Below are 13,872 nucleotides of genomic sequence, written 5' to 3' on the forward strand. Positions count from 1 at the left end.
TTGCTTTTATATTAATGATACAACTAATACGAGATTTCGGCGCTCGCGACACATGGAACGTCGGCCACGGTTTCGCGATCATCGCGGATCGCAGTCAGGAATGCGCGGGCGATCTCCGCCATCTCGGCACAACGGGCGCGGTAGCAGGGGATGAAATGGCGGATGTAGGCGCGGCGGTCGTCTTCGTCGGCGATGCGGTTGCCGTAGAAGGCGCCGATGCGCAGCATGGAGACGATGGAACCGCGGGCCATGGTGTAGAAACCGCGGAAGGCGTCGCTTTGCTCGGCTATGAACGCGTGCAGCCGCGCTTCCAACTCGAAGAACCCGATGTCGTCGGCGGCGGCGGCGTCGAGAAAGGCATCGAACGCTGTGACGAAGGCGTCGCAGCCGGCGATGTGCTGGTCGAAATCGATCCCTGCCAGGATTTCGCCCTTCTCGAAAAAGCGCATCTGCTGCTCGATGCGGGCGAGGACCCGGTCGCGCCCCGGCAAGCGGTCTTGAATGGCGATCGACGCGCCGACGCGTGGCTTGGCGCCATTGATCCGGGCGCCGTCGCTGCAGTTGAACAGCTTCGGTTGCAGGCGCGCCTGCACACGGGCCAGCATCTGCCGGCCCAGATCAAAGTTCCAACAGGTCTCGACGATGCCGCCGAAGTTGCCGGGGACGACTCGATCGAAGCGCTTGCGGTAGATCTCGTCCCACTCCGCGTTCTCGAAGTACACGGAGTCCTTGGCGTGGTGACGGCCGCTTTCTTTCTGCGCCAGATCGATGCCGAACAGATAGATTTCGCGAAAGCCGAGTTCCGCGACGGCTGCGAAGGCGGCGTTGCAGACCAGCGGATCGACCCCCAACAGAGGAAAAACGGGGCCGCGGAGCAGGGTCGCGGTGCTGAGGCCACTGCGATAGAAAAACCAGTGCTTGTCGAACAGGGCCGTGACGGTGGGATGCACTGTCGTCGTCGCGAGCAGGGTCATGCCCTCGAACCCGAACGCGGCGCGCAGCGGCGACAGCACCTGGAACACCTCCTCGCCGCGCTCCAGTTCACAGTGGATGTCGGGGCGGATGCCGTTCTTGAGCAGAATGCCGAGGACGGTGCCGCAGGACACCACCAGCACCCGATCCCGCCACTTGCGGATGACGTCCAGGTCGTTGTCAAGCGAGGGGCCGGCGCCGACGATGAAGACCGGCAGGACCTGTTCGCGAGCCGGGCGGGTCTCCACCACATGCATGGCGCGGCGCCGGAGGTTGACCGCGCAGTTGCGGACCATCTCGATCTCGTCTTCGAAAAAACCCGAGGTGATGTAGTGCGACTTGATGCTTTCCTTGATGTGCTTGAACGCCTCACGGAACGTCCACGAGTAGTAGTGCGGAAAGTAGTAGGAGCCCTCAAGGAAGACGTTGCCCTCGCGGGAGACGATGGTGTCGATGGCGTTGCTGATCAGTTCCGGTTCGCCGGCGAGAACGAAATGGAAGCGGATACCACGCTGCTCGGCGCGGCACATAAGTCGTTCCCAGTCTTGGACACCAAGCGCATGCACCAGGAACTCGGTCACCGCCTCGATCAGCACCACATGCCGGGCGGAGGTGGTTTCGATCAGACCGTCGAGGTGATAGCCGAGACCGATGCCGAACACGAAGACGTAGCCGACATCCACGACCGGCAGCGGCGCCAGATCGGCGCTGAAGCCGGTCTCGCGCAGGTAACTGACCAGATCGCCGTGCAGTTTCAGGGTGATATCGGAGAAGTTGCAGTGGTTCGGGTCGCTGAAGCCGATGCGGTCGGGAAAGTCCTCGAACGCCTTCTTCTGCGTCATCGACCAGCCTGGCTCCGGATCCGGATAGAGCATGCCGGTGCCGAGGTCCACGTTGACCGCGACGCCGTCCTTCACCACGACGTTGCTGGCCGTCTCGGTGACCGCGTCGACCTTCGCCGCCACTTCCGGGTGCCGCTCGCGGAGCGCGTCGAGGTTGCGCTGAAACAGGTCCGGGTTGACGCGGGTCATGCCGAGCACCTGTCCGACGGCGCTTCGACGCCGTAGCGGAGGCGGGTCCTCCGCCACATCGCTTCGAAGGACGCTTCCAACTCCCGCATTCTGCGGTCGGGATCGAACAGCGGCGCTTGTTGCAGATGGCTGGGCAGGGCGCCGCGCAGTCGCTGTCTTTCCACCGGATCCGCCGCCCAGGCGACGGCGGCCTGCACGTACTGAGCGAGGTCGGCGGCGACCATGCGATCAGCCAAGCCGAGATGGTGGATGACGCTGGCGGCGTAGCGGGCGTGGCGGCCGCGGCCGGCCGGGCAAATGACCGGAATACCGGCCGCGAGGGCGTCGACTACGGATTGCGGGTCGGGAGAGGCAAACGGCAGCAGAGCGACGTCGCCGCAGGCGTAGAACGCCGCACCATCGTCCTCGCTCACCACATCGACGCGGTCGGCGAGGCCAAAGTTGCCGAACATGCCAATCATCCGGGCGAGGTTGTCCGTCGCCTGAAAGTCATGGTTCTTGAGCACAAGGACGGAGCCGGGAAGCGTGTGCAGGATGTGTGCCCAGGCTTCGATGGTGCGGCCGTCGAGATCGCCAAGGGACGCATCTGCCGCCAGCACCAACTGATCGTCTTCGGTTCGCGCTTTTGTCGCCCGGTTGGCCAACGGAGGCACGGCGACGACGGCGCCGCCGGCGAGCATTTCCGGCTCTTCCCTGAGTTCCGACGCGACTGCCGGATCCGGATCGACGAAGCGGTCGGTCAACAAGAAGTCCATGGCGGCGAGGCCGGTGCCATAGGGCGTGTAGAGCCAAGCGACCTGACATGGCGCCATCCGCCCGCCGAACGCGGAGAGCAGTCGGGGAGCGGTGAATCCGGCGGCATCGACCAGGACGTCCACCCCCTCGGCGATGACCATGGCCTGCAGGGTCGCGGGGTCCACTCCCTCCACGTCTTGCCAGCGATCGAAGCACTTCTGGAACGGAACGTTGGCGGCGTCGGTCAGGGTGCCGAAGCCGAAGCCGACAGCCTGATAGAGCCCGGCGTTGCGTCGACCGAGAATGCGGGCGACGGCTTGTCCCTGCCCGCTCGCGCCCAGGCCGCCAACCACGTAGCCGATGGTCGAAAGCACGCCGCCCGCGCGGCGCAGGACGGTCTCGCCGGCACTGGCGGAGGTCGCAACGCCGAAGCGGCGCCCCCACGCCTGGAAGTCGGCAGCCAGGTCATCGGGGCGGGCGGCGCTGTCACCGAGTGCGTCCAGCAACGGCGCCGAGTGGATGGCGGGATCGTGCGGCTCCAGCGACTGGGCCCAACGGTGGCAGGCTCCCGCTTCGTCGCGCTCACCGATCTGGGAGAGAGCCTTTCCGAGCAGGCTCGCAAGCTCCGGATCATCCGGCAACAGGTGGCGCGCTGCCCGCAGCGCTTCGACCGCGGCGCGCGGCACTCCTTGCTCCAGCAAAGACCTCCCGAGGCCCAGATGCGCCTCGCGGTCGGCCGGCTCGAAGGCCAGGTGCTGGCGAAACCACCGCTCGGCCTCCCGCCACTGGCCAGCGACGAGATGCCGGGTGGCTCGTTTCAGCAACGGCCGCTCGGACATCGTCTCCAGCACATGCGCGAAGGACGGAATAGATGGCGGCACCAACGCCCGAAGCTCCGGCGACGCCGGCAACGCCGTCGCGAGCTTTGCGTAGTACACGGCGATATTGAAGTCTCCGGCCATACCGTGGGCGACGGCGAGCAGGTCGGCGCATTCGCCGGCGTTCAAGCCACTCTCCATAGCCCGCAGCGCCAGACCCGCCCCGGCAGCCAGATCTTGCCCAACGATGGCCAGCGTGGCCTGCACAAACAGAGCCTCGGCGCACTCCGGGTCCGATTCCAGCAGCAACGCTGCACGAGCTGCGACCTCGGCCCAGTCCTGCCGTTCGGCGCTGGTGGTGGCGGCGTCGAGGAAGCCCCTGACGCCCTCGTGGCGGCCGTCACCCGCCGTCATGACGTCGGACGACGGCACCTAGGCGGATACGGTCAAGCTGGCGAAGGCGGGCGCCGGGCGGGTCGCCGGAGCGGCGGCAGCAATGTCATTGGACGCCGGTTCGGGGATCTCGTTCAGGCCCCCCGCCAGCTCACGGTTGATCGAAATGAGGATATCGAGCTTATCCGGCACCGGCCTGGCCACCAGCTCGACCGAGTGCTTGTCGACAAAATTGGCCAGCGAAAGGACATTGGCGCGCACACTTTCGGGCACCATGCAGTTGGGATCCAGCAACTCCGCCTGGAAAATTGTCCATAACCGCCAGTTGAGGCGGACCGCGGCGAGGATGGCCGCGCGGTCATTGGCCTCCCGCGCGTCTTTCAAGCGCAATGCAGCCTGCGTCAGCGCCCAAGCCTCGGTCGCCCTCGGATTTCCCGGTTGCGGCGTCGACGTGTAGCTCTTTATCAAGTTGGTGTTGGGCATGGGTCAGGACCTTTCCCTCGTGTTTGATCAGCTCCTGGGCCTTCTTCAGCGCGGCGTAGTATTGCTCGTTCTCCACTGCCGCCAGGATGGCCGCGACGATGCTGCGCGCGCTCGGCGCTGCATGGAGATAACTTGCAACCAGCTCGTTAAAAGTGCGTAAATGGGCGCCACGCCGCTCCGGGAAGAGGTAGACGCACTGCAGGGCGTAGTACACGCGGCTGGCCGGCGTGACCGCATCGTCCGGCGCCAGGATGTCTTCGGAGCGCAGCACGGCGGCTTCGTTCTTGAGGATAAGGCTGATCGTCTTGCCCGACGCGTTCTCGACGACGGCGCCGTTGAGAATGATCTGCTGGTCTTTCTTGATGTGGATCACCAGGGCCATTGCATGTTCCCTCTTGCGACCGCGTCATGACTGCGGGGGCATGGTCGTCGGCCACCCACAACCATTGCCGGCGAAGCTGCGATATATAACCCGTTAAAGGTGCTTGTGGTCCAGACAAATATCGTAATACGGACAGAAAAAGGGGGAGGCGCAAGGCCTCCCCCGGGCGAATCGCCGTCTGCAGCGTCTACCGGAAGAGCTGCATGATCGACTGTTCTGCCTGGCCCGCGAACGCCAGGGCCTGGGTCCCGATCTGCTGCCGGGTCTGAAGGGCGACCAGGTTGGCCCCTTCTTCGTTAAGGTTCGCCAGCGACAGCTTGTCGGCGCCGACCTGCAGCTTGTTGACGTACTCGGACGTGAAGTCGAGCCGCACCTTTAGGATGGATGCATTGGCGGCCATCGTCGCGGACTTCGAGCGCAAGTTGGAGATCGTGCTTTCCAGGCTCTTGATCGCGGTATCGGCGACGGCATTGAAGTCGGCCAGTTGAGTAGCAGCCGAGAAGGCGGCCACGCTTAAGCCGGCAGAAATGCCCAAGGCGCAAGCGATCTGGACGCCGCTGAACGCGCTGACGCCGAGACTGGCGCCGGCGGTATCCTGGAAGTAGGCCTCGGCGTTGAAGTTGACGCCGTTGATGTCGAGCTTGGAGTCGGCCTTGTCGCTGAAACGGACGCTCAAGGTCGAGGCGCTGCTGTTGAGCAGGTTGAGGCCTTTGTAGCTGGCGTCGTCGACCAGGTTCTGGATCTGCTGAGCCAACTCGGCCAACTGCGCTCCGGCCTCGGCGCGCTGGGACTGGGTCTGGCTGCGCGCCGCGTCGATGATACCCTTCATCTGCTGCGTCAGCTCTTCCATCGCGGAGGTCGCCTCGAGCGCCGTCTCCAGCGCGCTAACACCCTGGTCGATGCCGTCCTTGCGCTCGGAAAGGTCCGAGGCACGATCACTCAATGATTTGGATGCAAAATACTTCACTGCACTGTCGATCGGGCTGGAAACGGACATGCCGGTGGCAAGGCGATTCTGCGTACGGCCGATCAGGTCCGAGGTGGACTGCAGGGTAAGGAGGTTTGTACGAACGGAAGAGGAAAGAACGATACCCGCCATGATAAGGCTCCATTTCTAGGGCTCGAGGGTGAGGCGCATTCTCGCGCCGACAACTATGGACTGTAACAACCTAAACGTGTTTTGTCCAGCGTTATTTCTCGCAAAGAGGGTTTTTTTTGCAGTGCTACCGCTTTTGCGTGAACTTGCGCGGTGCCGGAAAAAATTGCCGGTGCAGGTCTGCCCATGTCCGCCCCATCGTCACTCGCTGACGCCACAACTAATTGCAACGTAAGACTTTTATCCGCGTGCCGGATTGGCCCGGTGATTGCTCCCGGTCGTATGGATCTGGTGCAGATCATGATGGAGACCGATCAAGATGGACGCTTCGACCCCGCCGGACCTCGATCGAACAACAACGTATGCGCGCGTCTATAGACAGTTCTCGACGCTGACGACCGGGGCGTCCGCCTTCGCCGCCGCGAACGCGGCCGGCGGCGGCGGCGCGTTCGAGGGTCTGCTCGTCGACGCGATGTCTGGCCGTGAAGGACGTGTCCCGGCGGATACAACGCCGCTTCCGGAACGCTCGCTCCCGCCGGCAGCGAAAATCGAAGCGGCGACGCCTGGTCGCCGCGACCAGCGCGAGCACGCTTCCGAACGCGCCGGTGCGCCCGGCGGTGACCGGGCCGAGGAGCCAAGAGAAACCGCCGCTGCGGATCGTTCGGAACATCGAACGCCGCAATCCCGGCGCGGCGACGCCGCGCGTGATCGGGACGTGGCGACCCGCGAGACGGATGAGCAGCCAGGTGCGGCGCAGAACGCCGACCCCTCCGGCGGGGCGGAAATGGTGGTAGCGGCAGTAGCGGAATCGTCGCCAGCGGGGTCGACGCCCGCTTCCGTGGCGGCCGCCGGATACCCCTTCGTGCCCGCGGCTGCCGGCACCGGGGGCGAAGCGACGGAACTGCCTTTCGCTACCGGTGAGGGTATGCGTCCGGCGGAGACCGAAGCCGATGCCGCAGAAGGACCCGCCGCGGCAGCGAAGACCAACATCACGCCGGCTGCCGGCGCGCCCGCCACCGCCGTCGATGCGGGAGTCGACGCCGGGGAAAGACGGGCGACGCCGGAGATGGACCGCAGCGCTGCGGGAGGCCAACCGGCTCCCGCCTCGCCACACCGTCCGGCGGCGGTGCTGCCCCCTGCTCCCGCCCCCGTATCGGGCGAGCCCACGCAGCCCCCTGCCGCGGCCGGCAACGCTGGCGCGGCGGCCGACCCGCGTCTGGCGCAGGCGACGATCAACGTCACCAGGAACGCGGAGGCGCTGCAGTCGTCCCCCCTGTCCGCTCTCATCGCAGCGTCTGATCTCGTCGGCGCCGGCGCGTCGGAAATGACGCAGCAGCGCCGCAAATCGACACCCGGGAACACCGCCGCCGCGCAACAAGCGGCGGCGGCCACCAAGGCGGGAACACCAGGAGCGACAATTCCTGTCGCTGCTGCCGCTGCCCTGGCCGGGCAGCCTGCCGCGGGACAGCCGGGGACTCAGCCCGCGTCACCGGCCATGTTCGGCAGCACCGGCGCCACGGCAGGCGCCACTCAACAGGCCGGCGAGCGGCCGTCGCTTCCGGGCGCCGGTTTCGCCACGGCGTCGCCGGCCGGCGAGGCTCTTGGGGACGGCGCGGCGGGAACATCCCACGGCCGTTTCGCCGAGGCACTCAGGGCGGATCTGAAGGCCGAACACCCGAGCGGCCCGGTCCCCCGCAAGCCCGGCCTCGGCGATCAGGTGTCGGTGCACATCACCAAGGCGATCAAGAACGGCATTGACCGCATCGACATCCAGCTCAAGCCCCAGTCTCTCGGGCGCATCGACGTGCATCTGGAAATGACCGGCGACGGGCGGGTCACCGCCACCGTCACCGCGGAAACCCGTCAGGCGCTCGAACTCTTACAGAACGACTCCCGGGCGCTTGAACAGGCGTTGCAGCAGGCCGGCCTCAAGACAGACTCGAACAGCCTCAATTTCAACCTGCGCGGCCAAGCCAACAGCCACGGAGAGCAGCGTTCGCCCCATGGCGGCAATGGCGGGGGGAGTGCGGCCGAAGGCGGGCACGACACTGGGACTGACGGCAGCGGCGGGTGGTCCCCCGCCGAGTCCGGAGCGGCCGGCGCCGGGCGCCTCGACATTCGCGCATGACGTTATCTGAAGGCGGAGCCACACGATGATCATCGACAGTGCTGCGACAACCACGGCGACCGCGACCGGCAAGGCCGGTGCCGATCAGCAGAGGCTCGAGGAGGATCTCTTCAACTTCCTCAATCTGCTCGTGACTCAGCTTCAGGCCCAGGATCCGCTGGACCCGATGGACGCCAACGAATTCACCTCGCAACTGGTGCAGTTCGCCAACGTCGAGCAGCAGATCTACCAGAACTCGCACCTGGAGACCTTGGTCGGACTGCAGGAAAGCAACCAGGCCGCCGCCATGGTCAACTATCTCGGCACGATGGTGGAAGCTGAAGGTAAGAGCTTCACCCTGGCGGACGGTGGGGCGCAGGCCTCCTATACCCTCCCCGAAACGGCGCTGGAGACGACGCTGGTCGTGAAGAACGACCGCGGGCAGCCGGTCTACACCATCGGCGGCGAAACCGGCGCTGGGCGCCACTCCTTCGAGTGGGACGGCCACGATGCCGACGGTCGCCCGCTGCCGGACGGTGTCTACACCCTGGACGTTTCGGCGAAACATGGCGACCAGTCGCCAATGCCGGTTTCGCAAACGGTGTACGGCCGCATTACCGGCGCCGCCGCCGACGGCGGTCGCGCCGTCCTGTTCATGGGCGACGTCCAGATCCCCATGGAAGACGTGCTTTCCGTAAGGGAACCCGAACGGCAAGTCACCGACCGCGGCGAGCCCGCGTCCGATTCCGAAGCCTAGATTCAAGCCTGATCTCAAGACAGGAGACTATCGATGAGCTTGTTTGGTGCACTCAACGCCGGCGTTTCCGGCCTCACCGCCCAGAGCAGCGCCATGGGCGCCATTGCCGACAACATCACCAACGTGAACACCGTCGGCTACAAGGAAACCGAAACCAGCTTCATGACCCTGGTCACCGCCCAGGCTTCGAGCACGTTCCATTCAGCCGGCGGCGTACAGGCCCGGCCGCTGACCTTGAACGGCGCGCAGGGGCTGTTGCAGTCGACCACCTCGCAGACCGACCTGGCGATTTCCGGCGACGGCTTTTTCCTTGTCAACGAAGCGAGCCAGCCCGGCAACGGCGACGAGTTTCTCTATACCCGTGCTGGCTCCTTCTATAAGGACGAGCAGGGCTACCTCCGCAACACTGCCGGCTTCTATCTGCAAGGCTGGCCGGTCGACGTCCTGGGCAATACGGTGCTACCGTCCGGCAGCGGCGCCGCTCAGACTAATCGGAACATCATCTCTCCCGACTTCTTCGAAACCGTCAACCTCGACCGCGTCGGCGGCACCGCCACGCCGACCTCCAGCATCGCACTCGGGGCCAATCTCCCGGCCAGCGCCGCGGTCGGTGATCAGCACACCATCGACGTCCGGATGTTCAACAGCCTCGGCAACGCCACCGGCATCAGCTTCCAGTTCAACAAGTCGGCAGCGAACCAGTGGGACCTGCGGCTGGAACCACCGTCCCATGCCGCCGCTGCCACCGTCTATGACAACTCCGGCACCGGCGTCTATCAGAGCGTCGGCCAGCTCGAGTTCACCGGCGACCCGACGACCTGGGCGCCCGGCACGACCAGCGTCGACATCAACGGCAACACCTACACCTACGGCACTGCGTCGTGGCCCAACGCAGGCGTCACCAACCTTGCCGACGCCGTCGCCGGCCTCGTCGCCTCCGTCAAGGCGAGCGACGCCGAATTTGCAGGGGCCGCGGGAGACCATGTCATCGCCACCAAGCCAGGTGATCCGACCGCCATTATCATCACCGGCGGCACCGTTACCGGAGGGGCGGCGGAGGATGTCACGGTCGACCTCAGTAACCTGAAGGACGCCAACGGGAAGGCGGTGACCGCCCAGGGCGCCTCATCGAGCATTGTCGCCAATGCGTCCACGTTCGTCGTCAAGCAGAAGACGGTGACCGGGCCCGCCATCCAGTTTTCTGCCGACGGCCTGCCGATGGCGTTCAACGCCAGCGAGTTGGCCATTGTTGGTTTCACCGACGGAGCCGGGGATATGAACGAGACCGACATCGACTCCGACGGCTTCGCGGACATTCACCGCATCTCGCTCGATTTCGGCACCCCCGGCGAACCAATGGGCATTACCCAGTTCGGCCAGGATTTCACCCCTGGCTTCACGCAGCAGAACGGCGCCCAGTTCGGCAGCTTTGCCGGGCTCTCGGTTTCCGAGGACGGGCTGCTCACCGCCATCTTCGACAACGGCCAAATGCGGCCGATCTTTCAGCTTCCGGTGGTGACGTTCACCAGCCCGGCCGGGCTCAGCAGCCGCTCCGGCAACGTGTTCAACGCCACCGCGGCGTCGGGCGAGCCGATCCTCAGGATTGCCGGCACCAGCCCGGCTGGCACCATCAACCAAAGCGCCCTGGAGGGCTCGACCGTCGACATCGGCACCCAGTTCTCGGACATGATCATCGTCCAGCGTGCCTACTCCGCGTCGACGCGGGTGATCTCGACATCCGACGAAATGCTCGAGGAACTGATGCGCATCAAGCGGTAACGTTGAACCGGTTCGGCTGAAGGCATGAAATCCCAGGCGGGGCCCCGACAGCGAGTTGGGGCCCCGTTGAGGATACTCATTTTAGTCAATTAAGTCAGCGGATTGCCTGCTTAATGATTGATTTCGTTAGCCTGTTTTTAAATCGGCTGCGCAACAATTCCCTCACTCAAGGCGACGAGAAAGGCCAGATGGCGTCAGCGATGATCAACAGCAAGCACCCTCCCTCCACAAGCGCCGAGCCGGATCTGCCTCCCAGCAACACCGTCCGCTGGGTGGTTCGCCGCAAGGCCCGGGTGGTCGCCGCCGTTCAGGATGGGCTGATCACCCTGGAGGAGGTGTGCGCCCGCTACGCCCTCTCGGTGGAGGAATTCCTGGCATGGGAACGCGGACTGAAGCAGCACGGCGTCGATGGCCTCCGGGCCCGCGTCCGCCAGCACACCTGACGCCGCCGCGCCTTCCCCGCCCCGGCGACGGCCGGCAAGTTCTTCCCACCGGTTAACCACTTCTTCACCAAGCGAGCCTTACGGTCGCGTTCGAGAAACGACGCCCCAAGACATTCCAAGACATGACGCGCATCGTTTTCCCACACGGCTCGAAGGTTCGCCATGGACGCTGTCCTCCAGATCTTCCGGAATCTTGGCGCGACGCGCCTCGCCATCATCGCCGGCGTGATGGCAGCGACCGTCGGCTTTTTCGTGTGGATCATGGCGCGCCTGGCGACGCCGCAGTTCGCTCTCCTCTACACGGATCTGGAGATGGCGGATTCGGCGGCAGTGGTGGCCGAACTGGAAAAAAGTGGCATTCCCTACGAGCTCAAGAGCGACGGCGCCGCCATCTATGTCCCCGCCGACATGGTGCCGCGCACCCGGGTGCGCCTTGCTGACCAGGGTCTGCCAACCGGCGGTTCCATGGGCTATGAGTTGTTTGATAAGGCCGACACCTTCGGCGCCACCGACTTCATGCAGAACATCAACCTGGTGCGGGCGCTCGAGGGCGAGCTGGCGCGCACCATTCGCTCCATCGACGGCGTGCAGGGCGCTCGGGTCCACCTGGTGTTGCCGAAGCGGGAGCTGTTCAGCCGCCAGCGCCAGGAGCCGAGCGCATCCGTCGTCCTCAAGATGCGCGGCAACCAGCGGCTCAGCACCTCCCAGGTGCTGGCCGTTCAAAACCTGATCGCATCGAGCGTCCCCGGGCTCGTTCCCGGCCACATTTCGGTCATCGACGACAAGGGAACCCTGCTCGCCGGCGGCTTCGAGGATCAGGACACCGCCGCCGCGTTCAACCAGAGGGCGGAGCAGCAGCGCGCTCGTGTGGAAACACACCTGGCGCAGACGGTCGAGCGCCTGCTCGAGCGTACCGTCGGCCCCGGCAAGGTTCGTGCCGAAGTCACCGCCGATATGGACTTCGACCGCGTCAACACCAGTGAGGAGATCTACGATCCCGACGGCCAGGTGGTGCGATCCACCCAAACGATCGAGGAACAGGCGGCCAATCAGGAAGGGATCGACGATCCGGTGGTCAGCGTCGAAGGCAATCTGCCGGACCCCGGCGACACCGGCCTCGGCACGGCCGGCGCCCAATCCAACGAATCCCGCACCGAAGAGACGGTCAACTACGAAATTTCCAAGAAAGTCATCAACCACGTCCGCGAGGCCGGGATCGTCAACCGCCTGTCGGTGGCGGTGCTGCTCGACGGCACCTACGTCGACGCCGGCGACGGCACCATGACCTACACGCCGCGCAGTCAGGACGAACTGGACCTGCTCGCAACCCTGGTGCGCGGCGCCATCGGCTTCAATGCCGGTCGCGGCGACACGGTCGAAGTGATCAACATGCAGTTCGCAGACGCAGGACCGATGATCGAGGACGACGCCACGCTGATCCTCGGCCTTACCAAAGCCGACGTGTTCAAGCTTGCGGAGTATCTGGCGCTGTTGGTGCTGGCCCTCCTGGTCATTCTGCTCGTCATCCGCCCGCTGATGACGCGGACGCTGGAGATCATGCCAAGCAGCGGCGGCGACAATGCGACAGCGCTGACCGGTCCCTCGTCCGATTTGCCGGCGCTGGCCGGTTCGGGCGGCAACGCCCTTGCGGCCCTTGGCGACGCCAGCGGCGGCGGGGATCGCGACGAAATGATCGACCTCGATCGCGTCGAAGGCCGCGTGCGCGCGTCTATGGTGAAAAAGGTCGGCGAGATCGTGGATCGCCATCCGGAGGAAGCGCTTTCCATCCTTCGCAGCTGGCTCAACGAAGAGCGCTGACCCAAACCTCAACCGACCGATCACGGGAAAGATGACACATGGCCCGTCTCAACGATGACATCCGCCAACTCAGCGGCCAGCAGAAAGCGGCGGTATTCCTGCTCGCGCTCGGCGACAGCAACGCGGGCAAGCTGGTTGAGCGAATGGATGTGGACGAGATCAAAGAGCTGTCGCAGAGCATGGCCAACCTCGGCACCGTCAGTTCCGCGATCGTCGAGCGCCTGTTCGTGGAGTTCACCGACCAGCTCTCCGCCACCGGCTCGCTGGTCGGCAGCTACCACTCCACCGAGCGCCTGCTCAGCAAGTATCTCGACAGTGATCGGGTCAACCAGATCATGGACGAGATCCGCGGCCCGGCCGGCCGCACCATGTGGGACAAACTCGGCAACGTCAACGAGGCGGTGCTCGCCAACTACCTGAAGAACGAGTACCCGCAGACCGTGGCGGTGGTGCTCTCCAAGATCAAGGCCGATCATGCCGCCCACGTGCTCTCCATGCTGCCAGAGAACTTCGCCATGGAAGTGGTGCTCCGCATGCTGCGCATGGAGACCGTGCAGAAGGACATCCTCGATCACATCGAGCGCACGCTGCGCACCGAGTTCATGACCAACCTGGCTCGCACCTCACGGCGCGACTCCCACGAAATGATGGCCGAAATTTTCAATAATTTCGATCGCACCACCGAGAACCGGTTCCTGTCGGCGCTCGAGGAACGCAACCGCGACGCCGCCGACCGCATCAAGCAACTCATGTTCACCCTCGAGGATCTGTCTCGTATCGACGGCAGCGGCATTCAGCAATTGCTGCGCCGGGTTGAGAAGGACCAACTGGCGATGGCGCTCAAGGGGGCCTCCGAGAAGGTCAAGGAACTGATCTTCACCAACATGTCGGAACGCGCCGCCAAGATGATGCGGGAAGACATGGAAGCACTCGGGCCGGTTCGGCTGCGGGAGGTGGACGAGGCCCAGGCCGGGATCGTCACTGTCGCCAAGACGCTGATCGACGCCGGCGAGATCACCGTCGCGACCGGCAGCGACAAAGACGAACTGGTGTACTGA

General features: G+C 64.9%; 11 protein-coding genes. 6 read left to right on the forward strand and 5 right to left on the reverse strand.

The window, feature by feature from the left end; all coding sequences use genetic code 11:
* Nucleotides 1-23 precede the first annotated feature (23 nt).
* The 5 genes from IPM60_13050 to IPM60_13070 form a co-directional block, all read right to left on the reverse strand.
* Entirely contained in the window at nucleotides 24-2,003 is a 1,980-nt protein-coding gene (locus IPM60_13050; GenBank protein ID MBK8908788.1) for a motility associated factor glycosyltransferase family protein, read from the reverse strand.
* Nucleotides 2,000-3,988: a tetratricopeptide repeat protein gene (locus IPM60_13055; protein ID MBK8908789.1), complete on the reverse strand. Its 1,989-nt coding sequence runs from the start codon at nucleotides 3,986-3,988 to the stop codon at nucleotides 2,000-2,002. The genes IPM60_13050 and IPM60_13055 overlap by 4 nt, the downstream gene beginning before the upstream one ends.
* Nucleotides 3,989-4,333 carry a flagellar protein FlaF gene (locus IPM60_13060; protein MBK8908790.1) on the reverse strand — a complete coding sequence of 115 codons (345 nt, stop codon included), beginning with the start codon at nucleotides 4,331-4,333 and terminating at the stop codon, nucleotides 3,989-3,991.
* The gene (locus IPM60_13065; protein ID MBK8908791.1) at nucleotides 4,308-4,814 is read right to left on the reverse strand and encodes a flagellar biosynthesis repressor FlbT; all 507 of its coding nucleotides are present in this window, start codon (nucleotides 4,812-4,814) and stop codon (nucleotides 4,308-4,310) included. The genes IPM60_13060 and IPM60_13065 overlap by 26 nt, the downstream gene beginning before the upstream one ends.
* 187 nt (nucleotides 4,815-5,001) lie before the next feature.
* On the reverse strand, nucleotides 5,002-5,913 hold the full coding sequence (locus tag IPM60_13070; protein MBK8908792.1) for a flagellin: 912 nt from the start codon (nucleotides 5,911-5,913) through the stop codon (nucleotides 5,002-5,004).
* Between the two features lie 316 nt (nucleotides 5,914-6,229).
* Between IPM60_13070 and IPM60_13075 the strand changes: the two genes are divergently transcribed.
* From IPM60_13075 to fliG, 6 genes are all read left to right on the forward strand, one after another.
* Nucleotides 6,230-8,038 (forward strand): flagellar hook-length control protein FliK, encoded by a 1,809-nt coding sequence (locus IPM60_13075; protein MBK8908793.1) that lies wholly within the window; start codon nucleotides 6,230-6,232, stop codon nucleotides 8,036-8,038.
* Between the two features lie 25 nt (nucleotides 8,039-8,063).
* On the forward strand, nucleotides 8,064-8,774 hold the full coding sequence (locus tag IPM60_13080; GenBank protein ID MBK8908794.1) for a flagellar hook assembly protein FlgD: 711 nt from the start codon (nucleotides 8,064-8,066) through the stop codon (nucleotides 8,772-8,774).
* 33 nt (nucleotides 8,775-8,807) lie between these two features.
* A complete protein-coding gene (locus IPM60_13085) occupies nucleotides 8,808-10,553 on the forward strand; it encodes a flagellar hook-basal body complex protein (protein MBK8908795.1) in 1,746 nt (581 codons plus the stop codon).
* A gap of 188 nt (nucleotides 10,554-10,741) precedes the next feature.
* Nucleotides 10,742-10,996 (forward strand): DUF1153 domain-containing protein, encoded by a 255-nt coding sequence (locus IPM60_13090; protein MBK8908796.1) that lies wholly within the window; start codon nucleotides 10,742-10,744, stop codon nucleotides 10,994-10,996.
* Nucleotides 10,997-11,158: 162 nt separating this feature from the next.
* Nucleotides 11,159-12,814 (forward strand): flagellar M-ring protein FliF, encoded by a 1,656-nt coding sequence (gene fliF / locus IPM60_13095; GenBank protein MBK8908797.1) that lies wholly within the window; start codon nucleotides 11,159-11,161, stop codon nucleotides 12,812-12,814.
* A gap of 38 nt (nucleotides 12,815-12,852) precedes the next feature.
* Nucleotides 12,853-13,872, forward strand: coding sequence for a flagellar motor switch protein FliG (gene fliG, locus IPM60_13100; protein MBK8908798.1), 1,020 nt, complete (start codon nucleotides 12,853-12,855; stop codon nucleotides 13,870-13,872).

It is taken from the genome of Rhodospirillales bacterium (genome assembly GCA_016710335.1).
Classification (GTDB): Bacteria; Pseudomonadota; Alphaproteobacteria; order Rhodospirillales; family Defluviicoccaceae; genus JADJXQ01.

Excerpts from the sequence above, each read along its gene's own strand:
- IPM60_13050 (MBK8908788.1), bottom strand. The coding sequence starts at position 2,003 with ATGACCCGCGTCAACCCGGACCTGTTTCAGCGCAACCTCGACGCGCTC.
- IPM60_13065 (MBK8908791.1), bottom strand. The coding sequence starts at position 4,814 with ATGGCCCTGGTGATCCACATCAAGAAAGACCAGCAGATCATTCTCAAC.
- IPM60_13070 (MBK8908792.1), bottom strand. The coding sequence starts at position 5,913 with ATGGCGGGTATCGTTCTTTCCTCTTCCGTTCGTACAAACCTCCTTACC.
- IPM60_13075 (MBK8908793.1), top strand. The coding sequence starts at position 6,230 with ATGGACGCTTCGACCCCGCCGGACCTCGATCGAACAACAACGTATGCG.
- IPM60_13080 (MBK8908794.1), top strand. The coding sequence starts at position 8,064 with ATGATCATCGACAGTGCTGCGACAACCACGGCGACCGCGACCGGCAAG.
- IPM60_13085 (MBK8908795.1), top strand. The coding sequence starts at position 8,808 with ATGAGCTTGTTTGGTGCACTCAACGCCGGCGTTTCCGGCCTCACCGCC.
- IPM60_13090 (MBK8908796.1), top strand. The coding sequence starts at position 10,742 with ATGGCGTCAGCGATGATCAACAGCAAGCACCCTCCCTCCACAAGCGCC.
- fliF (MBK8908797.1), top strand. The coding sequence starts at position 11,159 with ATGGACGCTGTCCTCCAGATCTTCCGGAATCTTGGCGCGACGCGCCTC.
- fliG (MBK8908798.1), top strand. The coding sequence starts at position 12,853 with ATGGCCCGTCTCAACGATGACATCCGCCAACTCAGCGGCCAGCAGAAA.